Source organism: Actinomadura sp. 9N215, from assembly GCF_044326345.1.
GTDB lineage: Bacteria > Actinomycetota > Actinomycetes > Streptosporangiales > Streptosporangiaceae > Spirillospora.
Map to the genome: position 1 here is coordinate 58,676 of NZ_JBIRBA010000024.1, position 15,495 is coordinate 74,170.

A 15,495-nucleotide genomic window follows, 5' to 3' on the forward strand; every position below is an offset into this window, starting at 1 on the left:
CCGGTCACCCGTGGGGAAACGACCCCCCGGGGGACATCGCCTGGGGCGACCGCCGCGCCAGGGTGCTCACCGTGGTCGAGCTCGCCGACGGCGTCGCCGGTCAGGTCTGCGGACGCCTGTTCGCCGGCCTCGGCCACACCGTGACCAAGTGCGAGCCGCCCGGCGGTGATCCGCTGCGGACGCGCGAGCCGGTCGGCGCCGACGGCCTGAGCTACACGTTCGCCGCGCTGAACGCCGACAAGCGGAGCGTCCGGCTCGACCCGTACACGCCGGACGGCCAGAACCGGCTGTCGGAGCTGCTCGCGGCGGCGGACGTCGTCATCACCGACTTCGGCCCGCGCCGGGCGGCGGAGACGGGGCTGTCGCCGTCCCGGCTGCGGGCGGCGCACCCGCGGCTGGTCGCCGTCGCGATCACGTCCTACGGCGTCACCGACCCGCGCTCCGACGCCCACGCGGACAGCCTGCTCGCCGAGTGCTACGGCGGGCTGGCCGCGATGGTCGGCGAGCCCGGACGGCCGCCGCTGACCCTCGGCGGCGAGCAGACGGCGCACGCCGCCGCGTTCGTCGGCTTCTACGGGGCGATGCTCGCCCTGCGGCGGCCGGACGGCGACATCGTCGACGTCGCCCTCTGCGATGTGGCGGCGTACATCGACTGGAAGAGCGACATCGTCTACACCGAGACCGGCCAGATTCCGACGCGGACGGGCACGAGCATCGGGCGCTGGCGGACCGTCCAGGCCGCGGACGGCTGGGTCGGGTTCATCTTCCAGCCGGAGCAGTGGGACAGCGTCGTCACGCTCGTCGGCGACCCGGCGCTTGAAGACCCCCGGCTGCGCGGCGACAAGGAACGCTTCGAGCTCATGGACTCCTGGTGGCCGGCCGTCGAGCAGTGGGCCGCGCGCCGCACGAAGCGGGAGATCTACCATGAGGCGCAGCGGCTCGGCCTGCCGTTCGGCTACGGCGCCGACCTGGCCGACCTCGCCGCCGACCCGCAGTACCAGGCGAGGTCGTTCATCGCGGACGGCGGCGGACGGCTGGCCCCCGTCACCGGCCTGCCGTGGCGCTTCGGCCCCCCACCGAGCCTGACCGACAACGCCGACAACGCCGACAACGAACCCGACGGCGAACCCGGCAACGAACCCAACGGCCAATCCGACGGCTCGCGCCCCGCCCCCCGTCCAACGGACGGTGCTGCCGCCGGTCGCGATCGGGCCCCGCTCGCGGGAGTCGTCGTCCTGGACCTCGGCACGATCACGGCGGGCGCCGCCACCGGCCGCCTCCTCGCCGACTACGGCGCCACCGTCGTCAAGATCGAGACGATGGACCGGCCGGACGCGTTCCGGGTGTGGCCGGTGCCCGGCGCGGGCGACGCGGAGGTCATGGAGGAGTCGCCGCTGTTCGAGTCGAACAACGCGGGCAAGCTCGGCATCACCCTCGACCTGAAGACCGACGCCGGACGGGCGGAGATGCGGCGGCTCGTCGCGCGGTCCGACGCGCTGATCGAGAACTTCACGGTCGGCGTCACGCGCCGGCTCGGCATCGACTTCCCGACGCTGATCGAGGTCAACCCGCGCCTGATCTACCTGTCGCTGTCCAGCCAGGGACAGTCGGGCCCCGAGTCGGGGACGCGCTCCTACGGCTCCAGCCTCGACCTGCTGTCCGGCCTCGCGTCGGTCACGGGGTACCCGGGGGAGCGGCCGATGTGGTCGTCGGCCGACATCAACTACCCCGACCAGATCGTCTCGCTGTTCGGCGCGGGGCTGATCGCCTACTGCGTCGTCCAGGACCTGCGCGGCACGTACCTCGACGTGTCGCAGCGCGAGCTGGTGAGCTGGACGCTCGCCGACCGCGTGATCGAGCACCTCGACACCGGGACCGTTCCAGGGCCGTCCGGGAACCGGCGTCCCGGCAGCACCCCGCACGACGTCTACCGGTGCGAAGGCGACGACCAGTGGATCGCCGTCTCCTGCCGGACGGACGCCGAGCGCACCGCGCTTGCCGCGCTCATCGGCGCCGACCGGCCGGCCGCCGAGCCGGCCGCCTGGTGGGAGGAGAACCACCGGGAGGTCGACGCGGCGATCGATGCCTGGGCCCGGCGGCGCTCGAAAGAGGAGTGCGTCCGCGAGTTGACCCTGGCCGGCGTACCGTCCGCGCCGGTCCAGTCCGCCCGGGAACGGGCCGCGGATCCGCACTTCAAGCGCCGCCGGGTCTTCCTCGACGAGCCACGCCGCCAGAAGGGTTTCCCGCTGCGGCTGTTCGGTTACGAGCCGCCGCAGCCCAGGCCCGCCCCCCGCCTCGGCGAACATGACGCCGACCTACGAAACGGCCGTTTGCCGGGCGCCGGGGACGTGCCCGCGCCGCGGCCCGCCGCCGAAGTCCCGTCCCCGCGTCCGGGAGGATCTGTATGAATGTCAATGACGCCGCCGTCATCATCGGGGCGTACGAGCATCCGGGCCGTGAGCTGCCGGACAAGTCGCTGGCGCAGATCCACGCCGAGGTCGCGATCGGCGCGCTCGCGGACGCGGGCCTGACGCTCGACGACGTCGACGGCTACTTCTGCGGGCACGACGCGCCGGGCTACGGCGGCGGCTGGGTCACGATGGCCGAGTACCTGGGCCTGCGCGATCTCACCTACATGGACTCGACGGAGAGCGGCGGCGCCTCGCCGATCTACCACGTGTCGCACGCGGCGGCGGCGATCGCGGCCGGGAAGTGCAACGTCGCGCTGATCACGCTCGCGGGCAAGCCGCGGACGGGCATCCAGCCGGGCGGCGGCGGCCCGGCCTCCCCGCAGGACGACTTCGAGATGGCGATGTTCACCGGCGCTGGGCTGGTCAGCACGTACGCGCTGGCGGCCCGCAGGCACATGTACGAGTTCGGCACGACGAGCGAGCAGCTCGCCGAGATCAAGGTGGCGGCGTCGAAGCACGCGTCGCACAACCCGAACGCGTTCCTGCAGAAGGTGCTGACGGTCGAGGACGTCGTCAACTCGCCGATGGTCGCGGACCCGCTGCACCGCGCGGACTGCTGCGTGGTGACCGACGGCGGCGGCGCCGTCGTCGTCGTCAGCCGCGAGGTCGCGCGCAGCCTGAACCGGCAGCCGGTGAAGATCCTCGGCCAGGGCGAGTCGGCGAAGCTGACCAACGGCGGCAAGCTCGACCTGACGTACACGAGCGCGGTGTGGTCGGGGCCGCGGGCGTTCGAGCAAGCGGGCGTGACCGCAGACGACATCGACTACGTGTCGATCTACGACAGCTTCACGATCACCGTCCTGGAGATCCTGGAGGACCTCGGCTTCTGCGAGAAGGGCGAGGGCGGCCGCTTCGTCATGGACGGCACGCTCGTCGCCCCGCACGGAAAGCTCCCGTTCAACACCGACGGCGGTGGGCTGAGCAACAACCATCCGGGGCACCGCGGCGGGATCACGAAGACCATCGAGGCGGTGCGGCAGCTGCGGGGCGAGGCGAACCCGGGCGTGCAGATCCCCGACTGCGAGATCGCCCTGGTGCACGGAAACGGCGGCGACCTGGGCACCCGGATGCGCAGCGCCACGATGATCTTGGGAAGGGACTCATGAGCGAGGTACGGAGCCCGGTTCTGCCCGCGCCGCGGCCGGTGGTCAACCCGGACACCGCGGAGTTCTGGAAGGCGACGACCGAGGGCAGGTTCCTCGGCCGCCGCTGCGACGACTGCGGCTCGGCGATCTGGTACCCGCGGCCGATCTGCCCGTTCTGCCACAGCTCGAACACGCGGTGGGAGGAGTTCAGCGGGCGCGGCTCCGTCTACTCGTACAGCGTCGTCCACCGGGCGGGCGGCGAGTGGAAGGGCGTGACGCCGTACGTCCTCGCCTACGTGGAGCTGGCGGAAGGGCCCCGCGTGATGACCAACATCGTCGACTGCGACGTCGAGAAGGTCGCCATCGGAGACGCGGTCGAAGTCGTTTTCGAGGACACAGGGAACGGCAGCGCGCTGCCTCGTTTCCGTCCGGTGCAGAGCTCAGAGGAAGTGGAACAGGCATGACGATCAACAAGGTGTACGAGTCTCCGCTGGCGGCGGTCGAGGACGTCCCGGACGGCGCGAGCGTGTCGATCGCCGGTTTCGGTAAGACCCACAGTTTCCCGACGAGCCTGACCGTCGCGCTCCGCGAGCAGGGCGCCCGGCGGCTGTGCCTGGTGGCGAACTCGCTCGGCGAAGGTCCCTACCGTTCGATCACTCTCGTTGAGAACCGCCAGGTCAACCGTTTGATCGTGTCCTTCTCGGCGCGTGCGGGGGAGGCGACGTCGGCGGCCGAGAAGCAGATCGCCGCCGGCGAGATCGAGGTCGAGCTGGTGCCGCAGGGCACGCTCGTCGAGCGGCTCCGCGCGGGCGGCGCCGGGATCGGCGCGTTCTTCACCCGCACCGCCGTCGGCACCGCGGTCGCGGACGGCAAGGAGACCCGCGTGATCGACGGTGTCGAGCACGTGCTGGAGATGGGGCTGAAGGTCGACTACGCGTTCATCCGCGCCGCCCGCGCCGACCGGTTCGGCAACCTGGAGTTCGACGGCGTCGGACGCAACTTCATGCCCGCCTTCGCCAAGGGCGCGCACATCACGATCGCCGAGGTCGACGAGATCGTCGACGGCGAGCTGCACCCGGAGCGGATCGGGCTGCCGGGCATCTTCGTCAGCCGCGTCGTCCGCAAGACGGTGGACGTCGAGCACGACTTCCCGGTGGTGCGGGAGGGACGCGGCGCCGACAGCGCCCGCACGGTCAACGGCAAGCAGGCGCTGACCCGCAAGCAGATGGCGGAGGTCGCGGCTGGGCTCGTGCCCAACGGCAGCTACATGAACCTCGGCCTCGGAATCCCGACGCTGATCTCGGACTACATCTCCGGGCGCGACATCGTCCTGCATTCGGAGAACGGCGTGCTCGGCTACGGCACGATCGCGTCGCGCGACGACTACGACCCCGAGATCTACAACGCGGGCGGGCAGTACGTGCACCTGGAGAAGGGCGCGTCGTTCTTCGAGAGCGTGACGTCCTTCGAGATGGTGCGCGGCGGCAAGGTCGACTACGTGGCGCTCGGCGCCTTCCAGGTGGACGCCGACGCCAACCTCGCCAACTGGAGCACGCCGAACATGGTGGGCGGCGGCATCGGCGGCGCGATGGACCTGGTCGCGGGCGACGTCAACGTGATGGTGCTGATGATGCACAGCGACTCGAAGGGGAACCCGAAGCTCGTCAACTCCTGCGAGTACCCGCTGACCGGGCTTAACTGCGTCAACATCGTCGTCACCGACCTGTGCGTGCTGCGCCGGGTCGGTGACGCGTTCAAGCTCGAATACGTGGCGCCCGGATTCACCGCCGACGAGGTCGCCGAGCTGACCGAGTTCGACATCGACGCCTCGGACTTCGAGTCGGCGGCGTAGAGGAAGCCGTGTCGGATCTCGCTGGATTGACGGCCGCGGAGCTGGCCGAGGCGTACGCGCGGCGCGATGTGTCGCCGGTGGAGGCGACCCGCGCCGCGCTGGACGCCATCGACGAGCGGGACGCCGAGCTGAACGCGTTCGTCCTGGTCGACGCGGACGCCGCGCTGAAGGCGGCCGCCGAGTCGGAGGCCCGCTGGACGGACGGCACGCAACGCGGCCCCGCCGACGGCGTCCCGACCACCGTCAAGGACCTCGAACGCACCCGCGGGTGGCCGACGCTCCGCGGCACCTGGCTGGCGGACGAGGCGGGCCCGTGGCCGGAGGACTCGCCGAGCGTGGCCAGGCTGCGGGAGGCGGGCGCCGTCCTCATCGGCAAGACGACGACGCCGGAGTTCGGGTGGAAGGGCGTCACCGACTCGCCCCGGTTCGGGATCACCCGGAACCCGTGGGACCCGGCGCTGACGCCCGGCGGTTCCAGCGGCGGTTCCAGCGCGGCGGTCGCTGCCGGGATGGGGACGTGGTCGGTCGGCACGGACGGCGGCGGGTCCGTCCGGGTGCCCGCGTCGTTCACCGGGACGGTCGGCTTCAAGCCGACCGGCGACGTGATCTCGTCGTATCCGCCGGGCAGCAACGGACTGCTGTCGCATCGCGGCCCGATCACGCTGTCGGTCCTGGACGCCGCCCTCCTGCTCGACGTGATCGGCCGTCCCGACCACCGCGACTGGGCCGCGCTGCCCGCCACCGACAGGTCGTTCGCGGACGGCATCGAGGCGGGCATCGAGGGCCTGTCGATCGGGTACTCGCCCGATCTCGGCTACGGCGCCAACCACCCGGAGGTCGCGTCGCTGGTGGCCGAGGCGGTCGGCGTCTTGGCCGGTCTGGGCGCGCACGTGACGGAGATCGAGCCGGTCTTCGACGATCCCGTCCGGGCGTTCCAGACGCTGTGGTGCGCCGGGGTCGCGCGGACGCTCAAGCCGTACGGCCCGGACGACCTCGCCCGCGTGGACCCGGCCCTGCTGGAGTACGCGGAGCGGGGCCGCGGCGTCTCCGCCGTGACGTACCTGGACGCGATGGCCGTCTGCGCCGACCTCGGCCTCAAGATGGCGCGGTTCCACGAGTCGTACGACCTGCTCGTCACGCCGACGCTCCCGAGCGTCGCGTTCGCGGCGGGTCGGAACGGCCCGACTCCGGAGCAGTCACACGTCTGGGCGTCGTGGACGCCCTACACCTATCCGTTCAACATGACCAGGCAACCGGCGCTGAGCGTGCCGTGCGGCCGTACGCGTTCGGGGCTTCCGGTCGGGCTCCAGCTGGTCGGCGCCCGCCATCAGGACGGCCTCGTCCTCCGCGCGGGACGCGCCTACGAGCGGCAGACCGGCTGGTCGCCCGTCGCCGAGGCGGCACAGGGACGGGCGCTGCGGGCCATGCGCGCAACAGGTGCAACAGGTGCAACAGGGAGAGGACAGCAGTCATGACTGAGCTACCCACGGTCGAGAACCTGATCAACGGGGAGTGGCTGCGGAGCGACCATGAACGCACGGTGCACCACAAGTTCACGGGCGCGCCGCTCGCGACGTCGTACGATGCGACGCCCGGCATGGTCACCGACGCCGTCACCGCGGCGCGCGAGGCGAGCCGCACCCCGCTGAACCCGCTGGAGCGCTTCGAGATCCTGCGGGCGGTCGCCGACCAGATCGCGGCGAACCGGGAGCGGCTCGCGCTCGACGTGGCCCGCGAGTCCGGGTTCAGCGTGAAGGACTGCCTGGGCGACACCGACCGGGCGGTGCAGACGATGCTGACGTCCGCCGAGGAGGCCAAGCGGATCGACGGCGCGGTCGTGCCCATCCAGGCCGCGCCCGGGTTCGCGCATCGGCTGGCGTTCACGATCCGCACGCCGGTCGGCGTGGTCGGCGCGATCACGCCGTTCAACTCGCCGCTGAACACCGTCGCGCACAAGATCGGCCCGGCGCTGGCGGCCGGGAACGCGGCGGTGGTCAAGCCGTCGCCGTTCACGCCGATCGCGGCGGCCGCGCTGTGCCGGATGCTGCTGGACGCGGGCCTGCCCCCCGGCCTGATCGGGCTGGTGCTCGGCCCGGGCGACCCGGTCGGGCAGGCCCTCGTGGACGACGAGCGCGTCGACTTCATCACGTTCACCGGCAGCACCGCCGCCGGAAAGGCCATCTCCGCGCGGCTCGGCATGCGCCGGGCGACGATGGAATGCGGCAACGTGTCCGCGACGATCGTGTGCAAGGACGCCGACGTCCTGTCCGCCGCGCAGCAGTGCGCGCGGGGCGCGTTCCGCAAATCGGGCCAGGTGTGCACGTCGGTGCAGCGCCTCTACGTGCACGCGGACGTCCTGGACGAGTTCCTCGCCGAACTGTCCGCGTCGGCGTCGAAGCTCGTCCTCGGGGACCCGGAGGACCCGGCCACCGACATCGGCCCCATGATCAGCGAGGCGGCGGCGAAGCGCGCCGAGGAATGGGTGAACGCCGCCGTCGACCAGGGCGCCCACATCGTGACCGGCGGGCAGCGGTCCGGCCCGGTGATGCACCCGACGATCCTGGTCGACGTCGCGCCGGAGGCGCGGCTGCTCTGCGAGGAGGCGTTCGCGCCCGTCGTGTCCGTGGTCCCGTTCGACGACCTCGACACCGTGATCGACAAGGTGAACGACACGCCGTACGGCCTCCAGGCGGGCATCTTCACCCGCGACCTCGACACCGCCCTCACCGCCGCCAAGACCCTCCGGATGGGCGGCGTCGTGATCAACTCGACGTCGAGCACGCGCGCCGACCTGATGCCGTACGGCGGCGTGAAGGACAGCGGCTACGGCGTCGAAGGCCCCCGCTACGCGATCCGGGACATGACGGAGGAACGGCTCATCCTGATGGAGCCCGCCGGCGGGGCGAGGTAGGGCCGCAGATGTCGACCGTCCGCATCTCCGCCGACGAACTGAGGGACGCCGCCACGCGGATCTTCACCGCATGCGGCGTCCCGCCGGACGACGCCCACCTGGTGAGCGACAGCCTCGTCCAGGCCGACCTGTGGGGGCACCAGTCGCACGGGGTGCTGCGCGTGGGCTGGTACGTCGACCGCATCCGGTCGGGCGTCATGACCGGCGAGACGAAGGCCGAACTCGTCGCCGACCACGGCGCCGTCGCGACCCTGGACGGGCATGACGGCATCGGCCAGGTCATCACGGCCCGCGCCGCAGAGGAGGCCATCGGCCGTGCGGAACGGCACGGGATCGGCGTCGTCTCGGTGCGGAACTCGAACCATTTCGGGACCGCAGCGTACTTCACCAGAATGGCGCCGCCGCGCGGCTGCATCGGGATCCTGACGACGAATTCGAGCCCGGCGATGGCCCCCTGGGACGGCCGCGGAAAACTCGTCGGCAGCAACCCGTGGTCGGTGGCCGCCCCCGTGGACGGCGACACCCAAATGGTGCTCGACATCGCGAACACGGCCGTCGCCCGAGGGAAGATCTACCTCGCCCGGAACAGGGGCGAAGAGATCCCGGACGGATGGGCGGTCAGCGCGGAAGGCGTGCCGACGCGTGACCCGGAGCAGGCCCTTCTCGGCACGGTCCTGCCAATGGCGGGTCACAAGGGATACGGCATCTCCGTGATGATGGACGTCCTGTCGGGCGTGCTGAGCGGGAGCGGTTTCGGGTCGGGCGTCAGCGGCCCCTACCAATCCGCGCTCCCCGGCCGGTCGGGACATCTGTATCTGGCATTGAACATCGCCTCGTTCAGCCCGGTCCAGGAATTCGAGGAGCGCATGAAGGCCCTGGTCGCGGAACTCAAATCCGGGTCGCGCGAAGGGGCGGAGGAAGTGCACTACCCCGGCGAGATCGAGAGCCTCGCCGAAGCGTGGAACGCGCGCGAAGGCCTGCTGCTGCCCGGACGGACCATCGCGGACCTGCGCCAGGTCGCCCACGACCTCGGAGTCGACGTGCTGGAAGACCTGAAAGCCGACGTGCCGGAGGACCTGGGAGCCGACGTGCCGGAGGACCCGGGGGCCGACGTGCTGGAAGACCTGCGAGTTGACGTGCTGGCGGACCCGGGGGCCGACGTGCTGGAGGAACGATGAGCGTCAGAGTCAGCGCGATCCGGGTCGGACGGTCGAAGGACGTCCCGTTCGCCGCCGCCGTCTACGGCGCGGCCGGTGACGAGAAGATCGACATTCACATGTTCATGTTCGTGATCGAGGCCGCGGGCACGCGCATCGTCGTCGACACCGGAACGCTGGACCCCGAATACGTCCGGCGGCATCACCCGTACGCCTTCGTGCGCACCCCCGAGGAACTGCCCGAGACCGCGCTGCGCGAATACGGCTTCGACCCCGACGACATCGACTACGTCGTCAATACGCACCTGCATTGGGACCACTGCTCCAACAACGACCTGTTCCGGAACGCCCAGATCCTGGTGCACCGGCGAGAGCTCGAATACGCGATGCATCCGCTGCCATTGCACGAGCGCGCGTACGAGAAACTGCCGGGGCTCCAGGCGCCCTGGATGTCGGCCTGGGACCGCACGGAGGCGCTATCCCGGGAACAGCAGATCTGCCCGGGCGTCACCGTCGTTCCGTTGCCGGGCCACACGCCCGGTTCGCAGGGTGTGCTCATCGAAGCGGACAATGGACGCTACCTGCTCGCCGGAGACGCCATGGGCGTCTACGAGAACTGGAACCCGAACGACTGGCGAAAGAGCATCGCGCCGACCATCCACACCAACCTCTTCGAGTGCTACGAGACCTTCGAGTTCGTCGCCGGACTCGACTGCGAAGTGATCCCGAGCCACGACCACCGGATTCTCGACAGCGCGCTGTTCCGGCATTCCGTCCGGACCTGAGGGCCGCCCGATCGCCTCTTGACGCACCCGCCGGGTGACTGAATACTCGGCGACGACGCGAGATGACAACGTTGTCATCGGTCGTCGCCCCCTTGTCCCCCTTGCACGTCCTGCGGAGTGCTGATGCGCGACGACCACGACCACACCACGGCTGAGAACTCGACTGTGTCCCGGCGGGGCTTCCTGGTGACGGGCTCCACACTGCTCGCCAGCGTCGGCCTGGCCGGCGCGCTACCGGGCCAGGGCGCGGCGGCGACGGCGTCCGCCGCGCCGCCGCCCTGGGCCACGGACCTCGCGCTTTACCGCCCGGTGCACGTCTCCTCGACCGCGTACGCGCCCACGCCCGGCCACTTCGTCGTCGACCGGATGGCGCGCGGGAACGTCCAGGGCAGCGGGTGGCGGGCGGCGGACGGCGACCCGCAGTGGGTCGCCGTCGACCTCCAGGGCCCGTGCCGCGTGGAGTCGGTGACGCTGGTGTTCGAGACGGCGGAGGGCGACACCGTGTTCAAGCCGACCGGCGACGCCAACAACCCCCGCAACGGCACGACCGGCTGGGAGGTCCTCTCCAGCTACGCTACGAAGTTCCGCCTGGAGGTCTCGCAAGACGGACGGCAATGGAAGCCCGTCCACGAGGGATCGACGAAAACCGGCGGAGTCGTGGAGATCGCGCTCGACGAGCCGGTGACGGCGCGCTGGGTGCGCATGCTCGGCACCGAGCGCTCCAACCCCAACCCGCTCGGCCTCAACTCGTTCCAGATCTATGGCCGTGAGCAGTGGCGACGCCCCGGCGCGACCGGCTGGACGGACTGGACGAGCGGCGCCCGCCCCGTCCCCCCACTCCGGCTCGAACGCGACGGCACCGTCCCCATCGAGTCGGGCTGGAACCTTACGCTCCAGGAGTTCGCGGGCACCGGAGACGGCGCCGTCGTCTCCGCTGACAACGTTGACACTCGCCGCTGGCTCCGCGCCCAGGTCCCGGGGACGATTCTCGCCTCGCTCGTCGCGGAGGGACATCTCCCCGACCCCGTCGAGGGGTTCAACAACCTGCGCAGCCCGGAGGCGCTCGGCCGCAACTCCTGGTGGTACCGCCGGACGTTCCGGCTGCCGCCCCGCTTCCCGGCCAACGGCCACGACCGCGTCTGGCTGGAGTTCGACGGCATCAACCACCGCGCCGAGATCTGGCTGGACGGCACGAAGGTGGGCGAGATGGCGCACCCGTCCGCGCGGGCCGCCTTCGACATCACCGACCGGCTGGCGCGCGGCGGCCGCCTGGACGATCACCGGCGTGAGCACGTCCTCGCGGTCCGGATCGACCCGATGCCGTTCCCGGGCAGCCCCGGCGACCGCGGCGACGACGGCCAGCCCTACAACGACGCGGGCTCGAACATCATGATGCGCAACGGGCCGACCTACCTGGCCGTGTCCGGCTGGGACTGGATGCCGGCCGTGCGCGACCGCGTCATGGGAATCTGGAACCACGTCCGGCTCCGCTCCACCGGTTCCGCGGTCGTCGGCGACCCGGCGGTCGAGACGACCCTGCCGAACCTCCCCGACCGCTCACGGGCGGACGTCACGCTGACCGTCCCGGTGCGGAACGCGGCGTCGTCCACGGAGCGCGTGACCGTCCGGGCGAGGCTCGGCGGCATCCGCGTGGAGAAGGCCGTCAGCATCGACGGCGGCAAGACCGAGGACGTCGTCTTCTCGCCACAAAACTTCCCCGACCTCCGGCTAACCGACCCCGACCTGTGGTGGCCCAACGGCTACGGCGACCCGACCCTCCACGACCTCGATGTGGAAGCCTCGGTCAGCGGCACGCGCAGCGATCACCGAACCCTCCGGGTCGGGCTGCGGCACATGACGTACGAGTCCGAGAACCCGATCAGGTTCGAGCCGGGCGCCGACCGCGTCGAACAGGTCGTCGACCTGGAGCGGCAGCGGGCCCGCCACGTCCGTATCCAGGCCGGACGCCGCGCGACGGGCTACGGCGTGTCGCTGTGGACGCTCTCGATCACCGACAAGCAGCACCCGGACGTCGACCTCGCGCGCGACGCCACCGCGTCCGCCTCCTCGACCGACAGCCCCGACCGTCCCGCGGCGAAGGCCGTCGACGGCGACCCCCGAACCCGCTGGTCATCGGGGTACTCCGACGACCAGTACATTCAGCTCGACCTCGGCAAGCCATCGGACTTCGACCGGATCACCCTCGTCTGGGAGGTCGCCTACGCGCTGACGTTCAAGGTCCAGATCTCCGACGACGGCGAGAAATGGACCGACGTCCAGGCCGTGAGCAACGCTCCGCACCAGCTGAAGATCAGCGTGAACGGCGTGCCGGTCCTGTGCCGCGGCGGCAACTGGGGCTGGGACGAACTGCTGCGCAGAATGCTCAACGGCCGCATGGACGCGGTCATCGAGTACCACCGCGACATGAACTTCACCATGATCCGGAACTGGCTCGGCAGCAGCAATCGGGAGGAGTTCTACGCCCGCTGCGACGAGAACGGCCTCCTGGTCTGGAACGACTTCTGGAACGCGTGGTTCCTCGACCCGCCCGACCACGCGCTGTACCTGCGGCACGTCCGGGACACGATCCGGCGCTACCGCTCCCACCCATGCGTCGTCGTCTGGTGCGGCGCCAACGAGGGGACCCCGTCGGGCGAGGTCGACAAGGGCGCGCAGCAGGCCGTCGCCGAGGAACATCGCGGCGTGCTGTACGTCAGCAACTCGGCGTCCGGCATCGTCAGCGGCAGCGGCCCGTACGCCTGGATCGATCCCGCGCAGTACTTCTCGGCCGAGACCTACGCGCACGACACGTTCGGCTTTCACACCGAGATCGGCATTCCGACCGTCCCGGTGGCGGAGAGCATGCGCAACCTCGTCGGCGACGAGAACGGCTGGCCCATCGACACCGTGTGGAAATACCACGACTGGGCGACCCGCGGCGGCCAGAACCCGCAAAGCTACAAGGCAGCAATCGACGAAAGGCTGGGGGAGTCGCGCTCGCTTGAGGAATTCTGCGCCAAGGCGCAGTTCGTGAACTTCGAGAGCATGCGCGCCATGTTCGAGGCCTGGAACGCGAACCTCTGGCAGGACGCGACAGGCCTGCTCCTGTGGATGTCGAACCCCGCCTGGCACAGCGTCGTCTGGCAGACCTACGACTACGACCTCGACGTCAACGGCACCTACTACGGCGCCCGTTCGGGGTGCGAACCGCACCACGTCCAGGCCGATCCGCGGAACTGGAACGTCCTAGCCGTCAACCACACCCGCGACGCCTTGCGCGCCGCCGCCGTAGAAGCCGAAGTGCTCGACCTAACTGGCCGCCCCCTCGCCGAAAAGCAGCGGAAGATACTCGACCTCGCAGCATCCTCAACCGCACCCGCATTCAAAGTCGACCGCCCACAGGGCACAGAACACCGCCTACACCTAATCCGCCTACGCCTAGCAAACGCCGACAACGAGACACTGTCGGAGAACACGTACTGGCGCTACACCGAACCAAAGGACATGCAGGCGCTGAACAAACTGTCCGGCGCGTCGCTGCACTTGTCCGGAGCCCGTGTCACCGAACGCCACGGCCGCCTGCACCTAACCGTGACCGTACGCAACAAAGGGACTGTGGTCGCGCCCATGGTGCGCCTTTCCCTACGCGACCGCCGCTCAGGACACCGCGTGCTACCGGCGACGTACTCCGCCAACTACCTATGGCTGCTCCCCGGAGAGCGCCACAGCATCACGATCACCTCCCCGTCCCAGGACCGCCCCCGGTGGTGGGACCTGGAGGTCACAGCCCAGTCCTACGGCGCATCCCGAGCCTCAACCCGCGCCCACCGATAACCACGCAAGGGCCTGCGTCGCCTTACCCCCTGCTTCTGGACGGTTGCGGATCGGGGTGATATCCGCCGCTCGGCACATTCTTCGGACGGCGCATCCGGTGCCAGGGCACGAAGAACAACGCCCACCAGGCGAGGCAGCGCGGATTCGGACGAAGAATTCCTGCGCATTGGTCGGAAGGGGTGCAATTCCCTGACGGGCGCGGTTTCATTGACGGACGGCGTTTCCGGGCGTTGGCCCCGCGCGTTCCTGGTGGCGTCCGACCGTTGCCGTCCGGCGGAAGGGCTGATGGTGGGCGTCGACCACACCAGCGGGACCGACACCAAGACAGAGACCACCGACCGGCCGCAGGCGTCCGACAACGCCAACCAGCCGCCTCCGGACCGTCCAGGCACCCCGGGCCAGCCATCGCGCGCCGAAAGCCGCGCCCCCACCGAAGCAGGCACCGAGAAACCAGAGCCAGAGAACCCCGAGCCTGCGGCGCCCGAGGGCACCCCCACCCGCGACGTTCCGCGCGGCCCACGAGCCGAATCGTGGGCACGAGCACGCGGCGAACTAGAACCGGTCGAGCCCGAGGCCCCAGGCGAGCCCGGACCACGCGACGCCCCCAGCACAGACGACCAGCGCGCCGACACGCAGACCGAGGACGCGTCGGAGCCGAAAGCCGAGCAAGGCACAGAGCCCACCGAACAACCAGAGCCCGAACAAGGCCCGCGAGCACAGTCATGGGCACGCCCAACCGACACACAGGACCAACCGGACGACCACCCCACGCAACCCAGCGACCAGAACACCACCGGCCCCGAGGACCAGCCCCCCGACCACGACGACCCTCAACCGCCCCCAGAGGGCGAGGAACCCCCGAACGACACCGCCGACCGTGGTGGAAACGCCGAGGACCAGCCCGAATCCCCGGCACCCGAGGAGCCCGACACCGACCCGTACGCCGGACTCCCGACCCGCGCCGACTTAGACCCCGCCACCGCCGGAGAACTCACCCGCGAACGCGGCGACCCCCTCACCCCCATCAACGAAAACCAAGACCTATCCGAACCCGACCCCGAGCGGGATTCGGACTGGAAGCGGGCCATGCGGGGCTTGGACGATAACTTGGAGGAAGTGACTAAAGAATTCACCAAGTTCAACGATAATGCGCAGAATATCCTCGATCATCGTCCACCCAGCGATTATCGCCCTGGCGTGCAACATGACAACCCTTACCCTGGAGAGGCTCCGACCGACACGATCAACGGTCCGAGCGTTGGCCTGGGGCTTGTTGCGATCGCGATGGTGGGAGTTGCCTTAAAGCACGGCGCGGTAAGCGGCCTAACTAAGATCTTCCGGAGGAATAATGGCGATAACGGATGAGCAGGTAGCGACACTTCGAGCGCAACTCCAGGGGC

Annotated in this window: 10 protein-coding genes; all 10 read left to right on the top strand. The window is 70.2% G+C overall.

Translation table 11 applies throughout. The features are described from left to right. The first annotated feature begins 71 nt into the window (after window positions 1-71). Complete coding sequence (locus ACH34T_RS32525) at window positions 72-2,408, top strand: CoA transferase (RefSeq protein WP_396024769.1); 2,337 nt, start codon at window positions 72-74, stop codon at window positions 2,406-2,408. Beyond that, on the top strand, window positions 2,405-3,577 hold the full coding sequence (locus ACH34T_RS32530) for a thiolase domain-containing protein (protein WP_396024770.1): 1,173 nt from the start codon (window positions 2,405-2,407) through the stop codon (window positions 3,575-3,577). The genes ACH34T_RS32525 and ACH34T_RS32530 overlap by 4 nt, the downstream gene beginning before the upstream one ends. Next, window positions 3,574-4,020, top strand: coding sequence for a Zn-ribbon domain-containing OB-fold protein (locus ACH34T_RS32535; protein WP_396024771.1), 447 nt, complete (start codon window positions 3,574-3,576; stop codon window positions 4,018-4,020). The genes ACH34T_RS32530 and ACH34T_RS32535 overlap by 4 nt, the downstream gene beginning before the upstream one ends. Beyond that, window positions 4,017-5,408: a 3-oxoacid CoA-transferase gene (locus ACH34T_RS32540; RefSeq protein WP_396024772.1), complete on the top strand. Its 1,392-nt coding sequence runs from the start codon at window positions 4,017-4,019 to the stop codon at window positions 5,406-5,408. Before ACH34T_RS32535 ends, ACH34T_RS32540 begins: the two co-directional genes overlap by 4 nt. An 8-nt stretch (window positions 5,409-5,416) precedes the next feature. Next, window positions 5,417-6,883 carry an amidase gene (locus ACH34T_RS32545; RefSeq protein ID WP_396024773.1) on the top strand — a complete coding sequence of 489 codons (1,467 nt, stop codon included), beginning with the start codon at window positions 5,417-5,419 and terminating at the stop codon, window positions 6,881-6,883. Beyond that, window positions 6,880-8,319: an aldehyde dehydrogenase family protein gene (locus ACH34T_RS32550; RefSeq protein WP_396024774.1), complete on the top strand. Its 1,440-nt coding sequence runs from the start codon at window positions 6,880-6,882 to the stop codon at window positions 8,317-8,319. The genes ACH34T_RS32545 and ACH34T_RS32550 overlap by 4 nt, the downstream gene beginning before the upstream one ends. A gap of 8 nt (window positions 8,320-8,327) precedes the next feature. Next, the gene (locus ACH34T_RS32555) at window positions 8,328-9,497 is read left to right on the top strand and encodes an Ldh family oxidoreductase (RefSeq protein WP_396024775.1); all 1,170 of its coding nucleotides are present in this window, start codon (window positions 8,328-8,330) and stop codon (window positions 9,495-9,497) included. Further along, window positions 9,494-10,261 (top strand): N-acyl homoserine lactonase family protein, encoded by a 768-nt coding sequence (locus tag ACH34T_RS32560; protein WP_396024776.1) that lies wholly within the window; start codon window positions 9,494-9,496, stop codon window positions 10,259-10,261. The genes ACH34T_RS32555 and ACH34T_RS32560 overlap by 4 nt, the downstream gene beginning before the upstream one ends. Before the next feature lie 123 nt (window positions 10,262-10,384). Further along, a complete protein-coding gene (locus tag ACH34T_RS32565) occupies window positions 10,385-14,095 on the top strand; it encodes a discoidin domain-containing protein (protein WP_396024777.1) in 3,711 nt (1,236 codons plus the stop codon). Window positions 14,096-14,380: 285 nt separating this feature from the next. Further along, window positions 14,381-15,460, top strand: a complete 1,080-nt coding sequence (locus tag ACH34T_RS32570) for a hypothetical protein (RefSeq protein WP_396024778.1) — start codon at window positions 14,381-14,383, stop codon at window positions 15,458-15,460. The last annotated feature ends 35 nt before the right edge of the window (window positions 15,461-15,495 follow it).

Excerpts from the sequence above, each read along its gene's own strand:
- ACH34T_RS32530 (WP_396024770.1), top strand. The coding sequence starts at position 2,405 with ATGAATGTCAATGACGCCGCCGTCATCATCGGGGCGTACGAGCATCCG.
- ACH34T_RS32535 (WP_396024771.1), top strand. The coding sequence starts at position 3,574 with ATGAGCGAGGTACGGAGCCCGGTTCTGCCCGCGCCGCGGCCGGTGGTC.
- ACH34T_RS32540 (WP_396024772.1), top strand. The coding sequence starts at position 4,017 with ATGACGATCAACAAGGTGTACGAGTCTCCGCTGGCGGCGGTCGAGGAC.
- ACH34T_RS32550 (WP_396024774.1), top strand. The coding sequence starts at position 6,880 with ATGACTGAGCTACCCACGGTCGAGAACCTGATCAACGGGGAGTGGCTG.
- ACH34T_RS32555 (WP_396024775.1), top strand. The coding sequence starts at position 8,328 with ATGTCGACCGTCCGCATCTCCGCCGACGAACTGAGGGACGCCGCCACG.
- ACH34T_RS32560 (WP_396024776.1), top strand. The coding sequence starts at position 9,494 with ATGAGCGTCAGAGTCAGCGCGATCCGGGTCGGACGGTCGAAGGACGTC.
- ACH34T_RS32565 (WP_396024777.1), top strand. The coding sequence starts at position 10,385 with ATGCGCGACGACCACGACCACACCACGGCTGAGAACTCGACTGTGTCC.
- ACH34T_RS32570 (WP_396024778.1), top strand. The coding sequence starts at position 14,381 with ATGGTGGGCGTCGACCACACCAGCGGGACCGACACCAAGACAGAGACC.